The following is a 13,045-nucleotide window of genomic DNA, read 5'->3' on the forward strand; positions in this document are numbered from 1 at the left end:
AAGGTGCCTACAGTTGGACTGACAATCAATCCAGATGGCCCTGCCCAGCCAGCAAGGTATTGCCCACCGCTTGCCGCAGCCCCTGAATGTCGTAGCCGCTGTGCCGGGTCGGGTGCACGCGGTTGGTCAGCAGCACCCAGGCCAGGCCAGCGCTGGGGTCTACCCACAGGCCCGTGCCAGTAAAGCCGGTGTGCCCCACCGCCTGCGGGCTGCACAGGCTGCCACCGCTCCAGCCGGGGCTAGCCTGAACGAAGGCCAGGGTGCGTTCTGAGGCGGCTGGGCGCAGTGCTAATGCCTGCGCGGCGGGCGATAACCAGCCACCGCACAGCAACTGCTCTACCTGGGTCAGCACACCGGCCAGTGTGCCAAACAGCCCAGCGTGCCCGGCCACGCCGCCCAGGGCCGCCGCGTTCTCGTCGTGGGTCTCACCGCGCAGCAGCCGTTCTCGCCACAGGCAGTGCTCGGTGGCCACGGTCTGCGCCGGGTCGGGGGCAAAGGTCAGGCCACTGTCCAGGGTAAAGGCGCGCAGCGGAGTGCCCCGGAGGCGTTCCAGCACGCGGCCCAGCAGGCCGTACCCCAGGTCAGAGTAGACCACCGGGCCGGCCTCGCCCACCGGCCACGGCTCCTGCACAAAGCGGGCGCGGATGGTCGCTGCGTCGCCCCAGGTGTACAGCTTGGCCCAGGCCCCCAGGCCGGACGTGTGGCACAGCAGCTGGCGGAGGGTGCGGCCCCGCAGCGGCGTGTCCTGCATCCAGGCCAGGTCCGGCAGATGGGCGCCCAGTGGGTCATCCAGGTCCAGCAGGCCTTCTTCCAGGGCGCGCAGCACCTCGCGGGCGGTCAACAGGGGCTTGGTCAGGCTGGCGAGGTCCCACCAGAAGCTGGCGGCCAGGGCCACGGGCTCTGGTGCTCGCTGGGCTAGGCCCAGCACCAGCGTCTCACGCTCGCCCGCCGCATTGACCACCCCCAGTGCAGCGCCCGAAGGCCCGCCGGAGGTGCTCACGGCCCGCTCCAGCAGGCGGCGGGTGGTGACCGGAATCACTCTTCTCCCAGGGCCAGGCGCGCGTGACCATTCGCCTGGTCCAGCAGGCGCCCGGCCTCGGCGACAGGCACACCCAGCCGCAGACTGACTAGGGCGAGCTTGACCTGACCGCCTGCTTCACTCAGGGCGGCGCGGGCGCTGGCCTCGTCGGCGCCGGCTCCGTGCATGACCAGCCGCAGGGCGCGGGCCTCAAGTTTGGCATTGCTGGCGCGCAGGTCCACCATCAGGTTGCCGTAGACCTTGCCCAGCTGCACCATCAGGGCGCTGGACAGGGTATTCAGGGCAATTTTCTGCGCGGTGCCGGCCTTCAGGCGCGTCGAGCCGCTGATCAGTTCGGGGCCGGTGTCCAGCAGCACCGGGCAGTCGGCGGCCGCCAGCAGCGGGGTGCCGGGGTTGTTGGCCAGCCCAATGGTGAGGGTGCCGGCGCCGCGCGCCGCCCGCAGCGCCCCCAGTACCCAGGGGGTCGTGCCGCTGGCCGCCACCGCAATCAACACGTCGTCAGGGCCAGGGCACAGGGCCAGCAGGTCACGTTCGCCCGCCGCCTCGTCGTCTTCAGCGCCCTCGGTCGCGTGCCGAATGGCGCGCTCACCGCCCGCAATCACAGCCACCGCGCGCGCCTCTGGCCAGGAAAAGGTCGGCGGCAACTCCGAGGCGTCCAGCACGCCCAGGCGGCCGCTGGTGCCCGCACCGGCATACAGCAGCCGCCCGCCACGTTCTAAACCCGGTAGTGCCGCCTCGGCGGCGCGGGCCAGCTGCGGCGCGGCGGCGCGGGCCGCCTGCACCGCGCCCAGCTGGTCGTCGGCCAGGGCCTGCATCAGCGCCGGCAGCTCCAGCTGGTCCAGGTTGGTGTGCCCTGGATGCACCGCCTCTGTTGGCCGGAAGTCAGGAGGCTGAAGCTGGGGAGTGGGGCGGCTGGACTCGGGTGGGGTCAGCGCGTCGCTCATGAGGGCGCTCCGGGGGTCAGGGGGGCGGGGGTCCATTTGCCAGCGCTGACGGCCTGGGCGGCGCCTGTCGTGTGCGGCAGCGTGTTGGGCCAGCCCTGCGCATGGGCATAACCAAGAAAGGCAAACGCGGCGGCCTCGCGCGTGGCGTCTGTGAAGCCGTGATCGGTCCAGCCCAGGTCGGCAAAGGTGCGCAGCGGCACAGGCAGTTCGGCGCGCAGGGCCGCCAGCAGGGCCGGATTGCGCGCGCCGCCGCCCGCCACGACCACCTCGTCCAGCCCGCGCGGCAGCACCCAGCGGCGGTAGGCGTCCCCCACCGTGCGGGCGGTCAGGGCCACGGCGGTGGCCGCCAGGTCGGGCAGACTCAGAGAAGCTGGCCGGGGCAACTGGGAGAGGGTCCAGACCTCGCGCCCGGTGGCTTTGGGCGGTGGGGCAGCCAGTTCGGGATGGGCCAGCCAGGCGGCCAGGGTGACCTCATGAACGGTGCCGGCCAGGGCCAGCGCGCCGCCCTCGTCGTGGGTCTGTCCGGCCAGGGCCGCTACTTCGTCCAGCAGGCAATTGGCCGGGCCTGTGTCAAAGGCCAGCACGCCCGCTGGGTCTGCGCCCGGCAGAAAGGTCAGGTTGCTGACGCCACCCAGATTGTGCAGAGCACGGTTTATACCTGCCTCGGCCAGCAGCGCCCAGTCGGCAAATGGCACCAGAGGGGCGCCCACCCCTCCTGCCGCCAGATCGGCAGGGCGAAAGTCAGCCACCACCGGTTTTCCCGTGCGGGCGGCCATCACGGCGGCCTCGCCCAGTTGCAGGGTGGCAGGCCGGGTCCAGCCCCGCGCCGCTTCTGGGCGGGGGTGGTGCTGCACCGTCTGGCCGTGGCTGGCCACCAGGTCGGCGTCCCCAGCCAGCGGCGCCGCCGCCTGGGCGAAAGCCTCGCCCAGCGCCCAGTGCAGCTGTGTCAGCTCAGCGGGAGTGCCCTCGTTCTGCCCGGCCCGCAGCACCGCCGCGCGCAAATCGGGAGGGAACGGGGTGAAGGTGTGGGCCAGCACCCGCCCGCGTGGGGCCGCTCCCGTCAGGTCAGGAAGGTCGCCTCCTCCTTCGCCCAGGGCGGGCCAGCCGGGCAACTCCAGCAGCGCGGCGTCAATGCCGTCGGCACTCGTGCCGCTCATCAGGCCCAGCACGCGCGGCGCCCGCCCAGACAGAAGCCGCCCAGTCAACGCCGGCACGGTCAGGCCCCGCCCTGAAGTTCCATCACGAAGTCGTAGCGGTCCCCCCGGTAGTGGGCGCGGGCGTACTCAATCGGCTGGCCGCCCGAGAGCCACGACACCCGGTCTGTGGTGAGCAGCGCCGCGCCCACCGGCACGCCCAGCAGCGGCGCCAGCGTCAGATCGGCGTTCACGGCGCGTAGGTGGCGAATGGCCCGCGCAGGGCTCAGGCCGCGCCCAGAGAGCAGCGCGTACAGACTGGCGTCCTGCACGTCTTCTGGGGCCAGGTCGCCCACCAGCGCGGCGGGCAGGGTGGAGTCCTCCACCGCCAGGGCCTCGCCATCAGCGGTGCGCAGGCGGCGCAGGCGGTAGACCAGTTCACCGGGCGACAGGGCCAGGCTCATGGCTTCCTGGGCGCCGGGCCGGACTCGCTCGAAACTCAGCACCCGGGCGCCGGGCAGCTGCCCGCGCGAGCGCACGTCCTCGGAAAACGACGACAGCAGCCCCAGCGTGCGGCTGGGCAAGTCGCCGGGGCGCGGCGGCGGCGTGACGAAGGTGCCGCTGCCGTGCCGCCGGGTCAGCAAGCCCTGCTGCGAGAGCAGCGCCAGGGCCTGCCGCACGGTCACCCGCGAGACGCCCAGCCCGGCGGCCAGCTCGCGTTCGGCCGGCAGGGCGCTGCCCGCGCGCAGTTGCCCACTTTCGATGCGCTGCGTCAGCCCCTGCGCCACCTGCACGTACACCGGCGTGGCGCTGGCCGCGTCCAGGGGCATGGCCCAGAGGTGAGGAGAGGCGAGCATCAGGGACAACCGTACCACTTTCAGTCCACTTTGGCCAGAGGTTGCAAGTGGTCCTGGGGTGGTATTAGGCTGGTGTGTCTCAAGCTGTTCGCCGCCTCATCCCCGCCGCCTCCCGGAGGTTTCCCATGTTTGTCTCCCGCACGCTGGCCCTGGTTTCTCTCGCTCTGCTCGGCGCGGCCTCCGCTGCCCCCAAGAAGGTCAGTGGCTACGGCGCGCTGGGCGTCGTGAACGGCAAGGCGGGCGGCAGTTACACCCTGCCGCTGGGGGACAGCCCCCAGAGCCTCTTTTATTACGGCGTCATTGACAACAACCTGGGCCTGATTTCCCAGCAACTGTTCGACGGGCTGGTGGAATTTAACCTGGCGACTTACAAAATCGAGCCGGCCCTGGCGGAAAGCTGGACGATCAGCCCGGACGGCAAGGTCTACACCTTCAAGCTGCGCAGCGGCGTGAAATGGAGCGACGGCCAGGCCTTCAACGCCGACGACGTGGTGTTTACCTACAAGAACATGATCATGAACCCCGAAGCCCGCGCGGGCGACCCTGGCAACTTCAAACTGGGAGGCCAGAACGTCACCATCAGCAAGGTGGACGCCATGACGGTGCGCTTTACCCTGCCGCAGCCCGCGCCCGCTTTCTTGCTGCAGCAGCGCTACTTCATCATGCCGCAGCACAAGCTGGCGAAATACGGCCAGGAGAACGGCGCCAAGCCCGCCGACATCAACGGGGCGTGGCCCACCAACGTGGCCGAAAGCGAGGTTGTGGGCACAGGCCCTTTCAAGCTGGCCACCTACACCGCCGGCCAGAAGGTCACCCTGACGCGCAACCCGAACTACTGGAAGGTGGACGCTGCCGGGACCAAGCTGCCTTACCTGAACAGCCTGGATTTCCTGATTATCCGCGATCCACAGGCGCAGGTGGCGCAGTTTCTGGCCGGCAACCTGGACCAGCTCAACATCAGCGGGGCGCAATTTCCCGACCTGAAGCAGAAGGAAGTGGCGGGCGCGCCGTTCAAGGTCATGCGTTCCACGGCGCTGTTTGGCAGCCCGCCCTTCGTGGCCTACAACTTTGACGCCAAGAACGCGGCGCTGGCCAAGGTCCTGAGCGACGTGCGGTTCCGCCGCGCCATGCAGGGCGCCGTGAACCGGGAGCGCATCATTGACGCCGTGTACAACGGCCTGGCCAGCCTGCCTGGGCACGGCGTGGCCCCCGCCAACAAGGCGTTTTACACGAACACCACCCGCCAGCTGGGCGACTTTGACCTGGCGGCCGTGGGGTCGGCCCTGGACGCGATGGGCCTGAGCAAAAAGAATGCGGCGGGTGTCCGCCTGCTCCCAAACGGGCAGCCGCTGGAACTGGACCTGACCTACGGCACCGACAGCGCCGTGTACCCCCCAATCGCCACCATCTTGCAAAGCGACTTTGCCAAGGTGGGCGTGAAGGTGAACCTGAAAGGCATTCTCTCCAGCCGCCTGCTCGCCACCGGTCAGAGCGGCGACTGGGAAATGATTCTGCACGCCTTTGGCGACCAGCCTGACCCCGAACTGCGCCGCCCCATCTGGCAGCCCGGCGGCAGCCTGTACTACTGGCACCGCGCGCCGCAACCGGCCAAGGACGGCGACCCCGCCAACACGGCCAGAATGGCCGCCTGGGAGAAGGAAATCTACGAGATCTTCAACAAGGCCGCCGTGGAACCCAGCGCCAGCGCCCGCAAGGCCCTGTACACGCGCTGGCAACTCCTGTTTGCCCAGAATCTGCCGGTCACCCCGATTGCCAAGCCCGAGAACATCGGGGCCGTCAGCAACAAATACGGCAACTACATGTACAACCTCGGGGTCATTCCGGGCTACAACCCGGTGCCCCTGATTTACCAGAAGTAAGGAGGGGATGGTGCGTGGGAAGTGGAGGAAGGTGCTCTGCTTCCCACCTGTTTTCCCCCCCACTGAAAGGAGCCCTGCTTTGACCTCTGTGCTTTTCCCACTCCCCACTCCCTCCTTCCCACTTCCCTTCATATGCTGACCTACGCCCTGCGCCGCCTGCTCGGCATGGTTCCTACGCTGCTGCTCATCAGCGCCGTGTGTTTTGTGGTGATTCAGTTGCAGCCGGGCAGCTTTCTGGACCAGTTCAAGGAAGACCCGCGCGTCACCCCCGAATCCTTGCAGGCCATGACCCGGCAGCTGGGCCTGGATCAGCCGCTGTGGGCGCAGTATCTGCACTGGGTGCGCGGCATCGTCACCGAAGGCGATTTTGGGTACTCGTTTGCCAACGGCCGGCCAGTGGGCAGTCTCATCTGGGAGCGGCTGGGCTGGACGGTGTTTCTGGCGGTCCTGACGCTGGTGGTGTCGTGGGTGGTCGCAGTGCCGCTGGGCATCTACACGGCCATTCACCGCCACCGCCGGCGCTCCACGCTGCTGAATCTCCTGGGGTATATCAGCCTGGCCACACCGGATTTTCTGGTGGCGCTGCTGCTGATTGCCCTGGTCCTGAGGACGGGCGGGACCAATGTGGGCGGCCTCTTCAGCCCGGACTACATTGACGCTCTCTGGAGCGGCGCGCGGGTGCTGGACCTGCTGTCGCACCTGTGGATTCCGATGATTGCCATTGGGCTGGAGGGTGTGGCGGGCCTGATGCGCCAGATGCGGGCCTCGCTGCTGGACGTGCTGCACCAGGACTACGTCCGCACGGCGCAGGCCAAGGGGCTGGCCGGGCGGCGGGTGCTGTGGGGCCACGCGGTGCGCAACGCAGTCAACCCACTGATTAGCCTGGCGGGCCTGAGCCTGCCCAGCCTGATTTCGGGCACCATCATCGCCAGCATCGTGCTGAACCTGCCCACCATCGGCCCCTTTCTGTACGACAGCCTGCTGAACAAGGACCAGTTCGTGGCCATGACCCTGCTGATGTTCAGCGCGCTGCTGCTGCTGCTGGGCAACCTGCTCTCCGACCTGGCGCTGGCCTGGGCCGACCCCCGCGTGAGGTTCGAGTGATGGGGGTTGCGATGACCGCCGAACTCCAAATGGAATTTCATTCGACTGGAAGGCCGCGAAGCGCCGTACAGCAGAGAGGAAAAGAGGGTGGATTTCGGGCATTGGAAGACCCTCTGGTTCTTTTCCCAATAGCCTGGCTATGGAGGGCATCCGTATGACCGCCCAGCCCTCCCCCACGGCGCCGCCGGCCCCGGCACGCCGTCAGACCCCTCTGGCGCTGGCCCTGCGCCGCTTTCGCCGCAGCCGCGCCGGTGTCCTGAGCGCCTGGGTGCTGGGCGCGCTGTATCTGGTGGCGCTGCTGGCGGGGTTTCTGGCGCCGTATTCCATCACGGCGCAGCACGAGGAGGCGCCCTATCAGCGGCCCCAGGCGGTGCATCTCGTCCACGAGGGCAGAGTCACGCGCCCCTTCGTCTACGGCTTCAAGAAAACCCGCGACCCCGTGACCTTTGCCAGCACCTTCAGCGAGGACCGCACCCGGCCTCTACCCATTCTGTTCTTCGTGCGCGGCGACGACCCGGCCGAGTTCGGGTATTCATTCCTGGGCGTCTTTCGCAGCCAGTGGCACCTGTTCGGCGTCAAGGACGGCACCTACTTTCCGCTGGGCAGCGATAAGTTCGGCCGCGACCTGTTCTCGCGGATGCTGGTGGGGTCGCAGGTGTCGCTGACCGTGGGCCTCATCGGCATTCTGATCTCGTTTGCCATCGGCATCGTCCTGGGCGGCGTCAGTGGCTATTACGGCGGCTGGGTGGACGGCCTGATTCAGCGGCTGGTGGAGGTGCTGCTGTCGTTTCCCCGCTTACCGATTCTGCTGGCGCTGTCCACCATCATTCCGGCCCGGTGGCCCTCCACCTGGGTTTACCTGGGCATCGTGGCGGTGCTGGCCCTGATTGGCTGGGCGGGACTGGCGCGCGTGGTGCGCGGGCAGGTGCTTGGGGCGCGCGGGGTGGACTATGTGCAGGCAGCCCGCGCTCTGGGCTCCAGCGACCTGCGCGTGATTCTGCGCCACATCATGCCCAACCTGTCCTCTTTCCTGATTGTCACGGCCACGCTGGCCCTGCCCGGCTACATCCTGGGCGAAAGCGCCCTGAGTTTTCTGGGCCTGGGCATCAAGGAACCCATGACCAGCTGGGGCCTGCTGCTCAAGGACGCACAGAACTTCGAAACCCTCAGCCTGTACCCGTGGCTGCTGCTGCCGGGCGTGCTGATTGTGGTGTCGGTGCTGGCGTTCAACTTCTTGGGCGACGCCCTGCGCGACGCCGCTGATACCCAGAGCCGCTGACCTTCAAAAGAGGCGCGCGCTGAACGTTCAATTCAGCGCGTGCCTCTCTTTTACCTTTAGCTCAGGTCGGGAACGTCGTCCCACTCCAGGGTCAGGGTCGCAAAGGGGGTCACGCGCAGTCCCTTCACCGCCTCCCGCAGTTCTTCCAGGGTGCGCTGTGCGGCGCCCTTATCACTGCTCAGGGGCGCGTCATCCTGGGGCTTGCGGAACAGGCGGCCCAGACCAGACACCGGCTTGGCGGCGGGTGCGCGGCTGGCGCTGTCAATGGCGGCTGCCAGGGCCAGCGCGGCGCTGGACACCCGTGACTGCTCCTCACCGTTCACCAGCTCGAACACCTGATTGTCGCGGGTCAGCAGGTCCACCGGAGTGGGGTCCGCGCCCAGGGCGGCCGAGCAGCGCGCCTGAAGGTGCTGCTGGTGACGCAGTTCGGCTTTCAGGCCCAGCGTGGCGCCGGGGCGCATCAGGCGGTCGCCCTGCAGCGCCAGCGGGTTGGTCGGGTCATCTTTGAGAATCAGGATACGCACACGCTGCGACGATCCCTGATGGGCGAACAGGACGGCCAGCGACTGGCCCAGACGGTACAGCTGCTCATCGTTGTGGAGCAGCACCGGGCAGATATCGGCCAGGCCCGACGCACCGTAATGAGCGGAGGACGCTTGAGCCGGCACCACCTGTGTCATGCCCCCCAGCTTACCCCCTCTTTCGCACAGCTTTCTTTCAAGCCCCTGGCTGACGCCTGTCTATGGCGCGGTGGGGGTAGGGTGCTGACGCGCTGCCCCTGGCCGCTGCGGCAACAGGGTCGCCAGCGGCTGCGGCCGGGCAATGTAGTAGCCCTGAACGTAGTCGCACGAGAGGCTGCCCAGCCAGTCGAGCATGGCCTGGTCTTCAACCCCCTCGGCCACCACCTGAAGCCCCAGGTCGCGCGCCAGGCCCACGGTGCTGCGCAGCAGCGCTTGCCGCCCCGCGTTCTCGGCGGTGGCCCTCAGGAAAGAGCGGTCCAGTTTGACGGTATCCAAGGGGAGTTCGCTGAGCAGCGACAGGCTGGAATGCCCACTGCCAAAATCGTCCAGCGCCACCCGAATGCCTGCGCTGCGCAGGCGGGCGAGGTGAACACAGGCCAGGTCGAGGTTCTGCATGACCGTGGACTCGGTGACCTCCACAGTCAGGATGTCGGCGGGGGCTTTCAAGTCGTCCAGCGTACTGAGGACGTGGGCAGCAAAGTCTGGCATCAGGAGCTGCACCGGGCTGACATTCACGTTGACACGCACCTGGGGCCACTGGGCACGGACCGCCTGCACCTCCTGCACAGCGGCGCGCAGCGCCCAGTCGCCCAGCGCGTAGATCTGGCCACTGCGTTCAGCCAGCGGAATAAACGTGGCGGGCGACACCGGCCCTAGCGTGGGGTGCGTCCAGCGCAGCAGCGCTTCCATGGCACTCCAGCGCCCCGTGGCGACTTCGGCCACAGGTTGATACACCACCGACAGCTCGCCACGCGTCGCCGCACCGGCCAGCTGCATTTCCAGTTGGTGGGCTTCCTGGCTGCGCCGCAGCAGTTCATCGGTGAACAGGCCCAGTGGCTCGTGCACATCCAGCGCGTGCTGAAGGGCAATGTTCGCGTGACGCAGCAGGGCCGGCGCGGGCAGGGCGTCCGGGGCCTCGGCGTAGCCCGCCGTGAAGTTGACCGAGACCTCGCCGTCCTGTACGGGAAACGGCTGGGCCAGGCGGGCCAGCAGCGCCGCCGGCTTGAAGTCGCTTGGCCCGCGCGAGACCAGCGCCAGGGTGGTGGTGGACAGCCGCGCCACCAGGTACTGCGGCCCGGCCGCCCGCATCCGGTCGGCCAGGGCGGCCAGCAGGGTATCCACGAAGCCGTCGCCGTACAGCCCACTGAGTTCTTGCAGCCGCATGACCTCGACCAGCAGGATGCAGCGGGCGTGGGGCACCTCGCCCAGCTCTTCCAGCAGTCCGGCTGGGGTCAGGGCGCCCGTCAGGTCGTCGTGGTGAGCGCGGGCCCGCAGCTGCGCCTCACGGGTCTGCAGGTGGTCCAGCAGCTCGTTGATGGTCCCGGCCAGGAGCCCCAGTTCGGTGCGGTCATGGCTGGCCAGGCGGTGCGTGGGGTCGCCTGCAATGCGCTGGGTGTCGCGCCCGTAGCCTTCCAGCACGCCCAGCACCCGCCGGTTCAGAAACAGCAGGAGCCCGGCCGCCAGCAGCAGCGCCGTCAGAATCGTCACCAGGCGCAAGTACGCGATGGTGGCCTGTCCCGCCTGCGACACGGCGCGGGACACCGCGACCTGCAGTGCCAGCTGGGCTGGGCCTTTAGGGGCCGGCAGGGCACTCAGGGCCACCCCCTCGGCCGCCTCCAGCCGCAACTGAGGAGAGGCCGGCGGCTGGGCGGTCAGCCGCACCCGGAAGGCCGTTTCGCCGTACATCAGGCCGCTCAGGACGGCGGGCGTCAGCTCGCGGGCCAGCAGCATCGCGCCGCCGTTGCCGCTTCCATCGTCCCGTGTGATGGGCCGGGCGGCGACCACGTAGGCCCGGCCCCCCAGCTGCGCCACCCCCTCGGCGCCCTCGGCGGGCAGCGGCCGGGGCAACTGCCCAAACAGCGCCGTGACCAGCGCGGTGGCCGGCACCACCCGCTCCCTTTCAAACGTTGCGGCCGAGCGCAAACGGCCCGCCGCGTCCTGAATGCCCCAGTAATCCACCCGGCCACCCTTGAAGGTCCCCGGCACTAGATTGGCGGCGAGGTACTCTGGATTCCGCCCAGCGGCGAAGTCAAATGTTTCACTCCAGAGGCTGAAATTCAGCACAAACAGCCCCACCCGGCGCCCCTCGGCCTGCAAGTTGGCGCTGGCAATCTGGGTGGCCTGCCGCAACTGCTCCCGCTCGATGGCTTCAAAGCGGGCGCTGACGACATTGGGCACCAGGACCAGTGAAGCCAGGGCAGCGGGCACGAACAGCAGCGCCAGCAGCCCCAGCACCTGAATCCGGAGTGACCGGGCGGCCGAGCGGCCAGGTGACCTCATAGCCGGGGGGCGCCAGAGGCGCGCGCCTCGCCCTTCACGGGCCTGGAACGCAGAGCGTTTGAAAAGCCAGAACCCACGGCGGTCGCCCTGGGCGGGAAGCAACGGAACAAGAAAGCCACCATCCTGTTCAGCAGCGCCGGAAGGCGCGGGAAAGACGGATAGAGCTGGGCAGCTGAATCAGACCAGGACAGGCGTCAGTATTTCAAGACAACGCGAAAGAAGAGGCTGGCGAACAGGGACGGGAACATCCTTATGGTGAGACCAGAAAGGGCGCGCCAAATGAGGGAACATCTTAACGAGCGTTGCAAAAAGGGGGCTACCGCCAGCGCCTGTGTGGCGGCTGTCTGCCGGGGATATCGTGAGTTCAGCCGCGCTGGACCTCAGTGGCAACGCTCAAAAAGCGTGTGAGACAGCACTGAACAGGACAGCCGGTTCTAGCAAATCCCTCAACCACAGCGTTCAGCGGGTGGCAAATCCCTGAAGCTCATCTTCAAACAGGACGGCCCGGCAGGCGCTCGCCACTATCCATCCCCACTCACTGCTCCCGGCGACTGACGCAGCCAGGCCTCCAGCTCCTCGGCGGGCGGCAGCCCTGCGGTGGGGGCCGCAATCCGCACGCCGTTGCGCCCCGACTGTTTTACGTGATAGAGCGCCTCGTCAGCCTGCCACAGCGTGCGCGTGCTGGACCACGGCCCAAAGGACGCCCCGCCCACCGACACGGTCACGCCCCCCAGCGGCGGCGCAAACTGAAGGGCCGACACCGCCGCGCGCAGGCGCCCTGCAATCTGCGGCAGCTGGTCACCCGGCACCCGCCGCAGAATCACGGCAAATTCCTCGCCGCCGTAGCGGTAGGCGCGGTCCCGGCCCCGCAGGGTGTCGGCCAGCACGCGCCCGACAGCCGCCAGCACCTCATCGCCCACCGGATGCCCAAACTCATCGTTCACGCGCTTGAAATGGTCCAGATCAATCAGGAGCAGGGCGTCGCCGGGCTCAGTCAGAGGCAGGTCCAGCTCGAATTGGCGGCGGTTGGGCAGACCACACAGGGCGTCTTGCAGCGCCTGAAGCCGGAACTGGTCGCGGCTTTGCAGTAGGGCCACACGGCTGGTAATCATGGTGGCGCACAGCCAGAAGCCCACCAGATGAAAGGCCAGTGCGGGCAGATACACGCGCATCAGGGTCTCGGCGTCGTCCAGAAGCAGCCGGGGCCACTCGATAGGCAGAAAGATCAGGCCCACCGCCCAGCCGTAGCGCTGCAAAGACCCCTTGGCATCTTCCATATTCAGGGTCCAGCGCAGAGCGTGAGTCAGCCCCACCACCGCTAGCAAATTGAGGACGCTGGGCAGGGCGTCGTGGGCGGGGCCAGCCAGCGGCAGCAGGGACGACGGCAGGCCCACCAGCACCCCCAGCCAGCCTCCATAGCGCAGCGTCATCAGGGCCACGGGCACCAGGCTCAGCTCGATGCGGGCGCCCGACGCTTCGGGCGTGGCCATCAGATACAGCACGGTGGTGGTCAGCACGGTCAGGCCCAGGCGCAGGGACTTGAGCTGCCAGCCGGGCGGCGGCGGCCAGGCACGGTAGGTCAGGCTCAGCAGAAAAGAAAACGTGACCAGCACGCTGAGGTTGACAAAGAGGCTATGCAGCAGGGCGAGATTCACGGCAGGCAGGTGACTCCGGGAAGCGGCGGGCGGCGGGAAACAACCGGCAAAACAGTGTCCCCGGAGCCACATCGGCGCTGGTGCAGAACGGAGAACAGCTGAAAGTCAAGCGTCACTTTGACACGCTGGTCCTG

General features: G+C 68.2%; 10 protein-coding genes. 3 read left to right on the top strand and 7 right to left on the bottom strand.

The genetic code is table 11. The features are described from left to right. Positions 1–25: 25 nt before the first annotated feature. The 4 genes from K7W42_RS02975 to K7W42_RS02990 are packed head-to-tail and all read right to left on the bottom strand — an operon-like array spanning position 26 to position 3,973. Positions 26–1,039 carry a serine hydrolase domain-containing protein gene (locus tag K7W42_RS02975; protein WP_224572123.1) on the bottom strand — a complete coding sequence of 338 codons (1,014 nt, stop codon included), beginning with the start codon at positions 1,037–1,039 and terminating at the stop codon, positions 26–28. Beyond that, positions 1,036–1,983 (bottom strand): N-acetylmuramic acid 6-phosphate etherase, encoded by a 948-nt coding sequence (locus K7W42_RS02980; RefSeq protein ID WP_224572125.1) that lies wholly within the window; start codon positions 1,981–1,983, stop codon positions 1,036–1,038. The genes K7W42_RS02975 and K7W42_RS02980 overlap by 4 nt, the downstream gene beginning before the upstream one ends. After that, positions 1,980–3,197: an anhydro-N-acetylmuramic acid kinase gene (locus tag K7W42_RS02985; protein WP_224572127.1), complete on the bottom strand. Its 1,218-nt coding sequence runs from the start codon at positions 3,195–3,197 to the stop codon at positions 1,980–1,982. Before K7W42_RS02985 ends, K7W42_RS02980 begins: the two co-directional genes overlap by 4 nt. A gap of 2 nt (positions 3,198–3,199) precedes the next feature. Beyond that, a complete protein-coding gene (locus K7W42_RS02990; protein WP_224572130.1) occupies positions 3,200–3,973 on the bottom strand; it encodes a GntR family transcriptional regulator in 774 nt (257 codons plus the stop codon). Positions 3,974–4,098: 125 nt separating this feature from the next. Here K7W42_RS02990 and K7W42_RS02995 point away from each other — a divergent pair, with 125 nt between their 5' ends. From K7W42_RS02995 to K7W42_RS03005, 3 genes are all read left to right on the top strand, one after another. After that, positions 4,099–5,853, top strand: a complete 1,755-nt coding sequence (locus K7W42_RS02995; protein WP_224572132.1) for an ABC transporter substrate-binding protein — start codon at positions 4,099–4,101, stop codon at positions 5,851–5,853. 132 nt (positions 5,854–5,985) lie between these two features. Then, on the top strand, positions 5,986–6,957 hold the full coding sequence (locus K7W42_RS03000) for an ABC transporter permease (RefSeq protein ID WP_224572135.1): 972 nt from the start codon (positions 5,986–5,988) through the stop codon (positions 6,955–6,957). A 154-nt stretch (positions 6,958–7,111) separates the two neighbouring features. Further along, complete coding sequence (locus K7W42_RS03005) at positions 7,112–8,236, top strand: ABC transporter permease (RefSeq protein ID WP_224572137.1); 1,125 nt, start codon at positions 7,112–7,114, stop codon at positions 8,234–8,236. A gap of 56 nt (positions 8,237–8,292) precedes the next feature. Here K7W42_RS03005 and K7W42_RS03010 read toward each other — a convergent pair whose 3' ends face one another. From K7W42_RS03010 to K7W42_RS23180, 3 genes are all read right to left on the bottom strand, one after another. Further along, on the bottom strand, positions 8,293–8,916 hold the full coding sequence (locus tag K7W42_RS03010; RefSeq protein WP_224572139.1) for a hypothetical protein: 624 nt from the start codon (positions 8,914–8,916) through the stop codon (positions 8,293–8,295). A 60-nt stretch (positions 8,917–8,976) separates the two neighbouring features. Next, on the bottom strand, positions 8,977–11,256 hold the full coding sequence (locus K7W42_RS03015; RefSeq protein WP_224572141.1) for a putative bifunctional diguanylate cyclase/phosphodiesterase: 2,280 nt from the start codon (positions 11,254–11,256) through the stop codon (positions 8,977–8,979). Between the two features lie 521 nt (positions 11,257–11,777). Then, positions 11,778–12,911, bottom strand: coding sequence for a GGDEF domain-containing protein (locus tag K7W42_RS23180; RefSeq protein WP_224572144.1), 1,134 nt, complete (start codon positions 12,909–12,911; stop codon positions 11,778–11,780). Positions 12,912–13,045: the final 134 nt, after the last annotated feature.

Origin of the sequence: Deinococcus betulae (genome assembly GCF_020166395.1) — a bacterium.
Lineage (GTDB): Bacteria > Deinococcota > Deinococci > Deinococcales > Deinococcaceae > Deinococcus > Deinococcus betulae.

What these genes read in the sequence shown, in the direction of transcription:
- K7W42_RS02980 (WP_224572125.1), bottom strand. Translation starts at nt 1,983, where the DNA reads ATGAGCGACGCGCTGACCCCACCCGAGTCCAGCCGCCCCACTCCCCAG.
- K7W42_RS02990 (WP_224572130.1), bottom strand. Translation starts at nt 3,973, where the DNA reads ATGCTCGCCTCTCCTCACCTCTGGGCCATGCCCCTGGACGCGGCCAGC.
- K7W42_RS02995 (WP_224572132.1), top strand. Translation starts at nt 4,099, where the DNA reads ATGTTTGTCTCCCGCACGCTGGCCCTGGTTTCTCTCGCTCTGCTCGGC.
- K7W42_RS03000 (WP_224572135.1), top strand. Translation starts at nt 5,986, where the DNA reads ATGCTGACCTACGCCCTGCGCCGCCTGCTCGGCATGGTTCCTACGCTG.
- K7W42_RS03005 (WP_224572137.1), top strand. Translation starts at nt 7,112, where the DNA reads ATGACCGCCCAGCCCTCCCCCACGGCGCCGCCGGCCCCGGCACGCCGT.
- K7W42_RS03010 (WP_224572139.1), bottom strand. Translation starts at nt 8,916, where the DNA reads ATGACACAGGTGGTGCCGGCTCAAGCGTCCTCCGCTCATTACGGTGCG.
- K7W42_RS03015 (WP_224572141.1), bottom strand. Translation starts at nt 11,256, where the DNA reads ATGAGGTCACCTGGCCGCTCGGCCGCCCGGTCACTCCGGATTCAGGTG.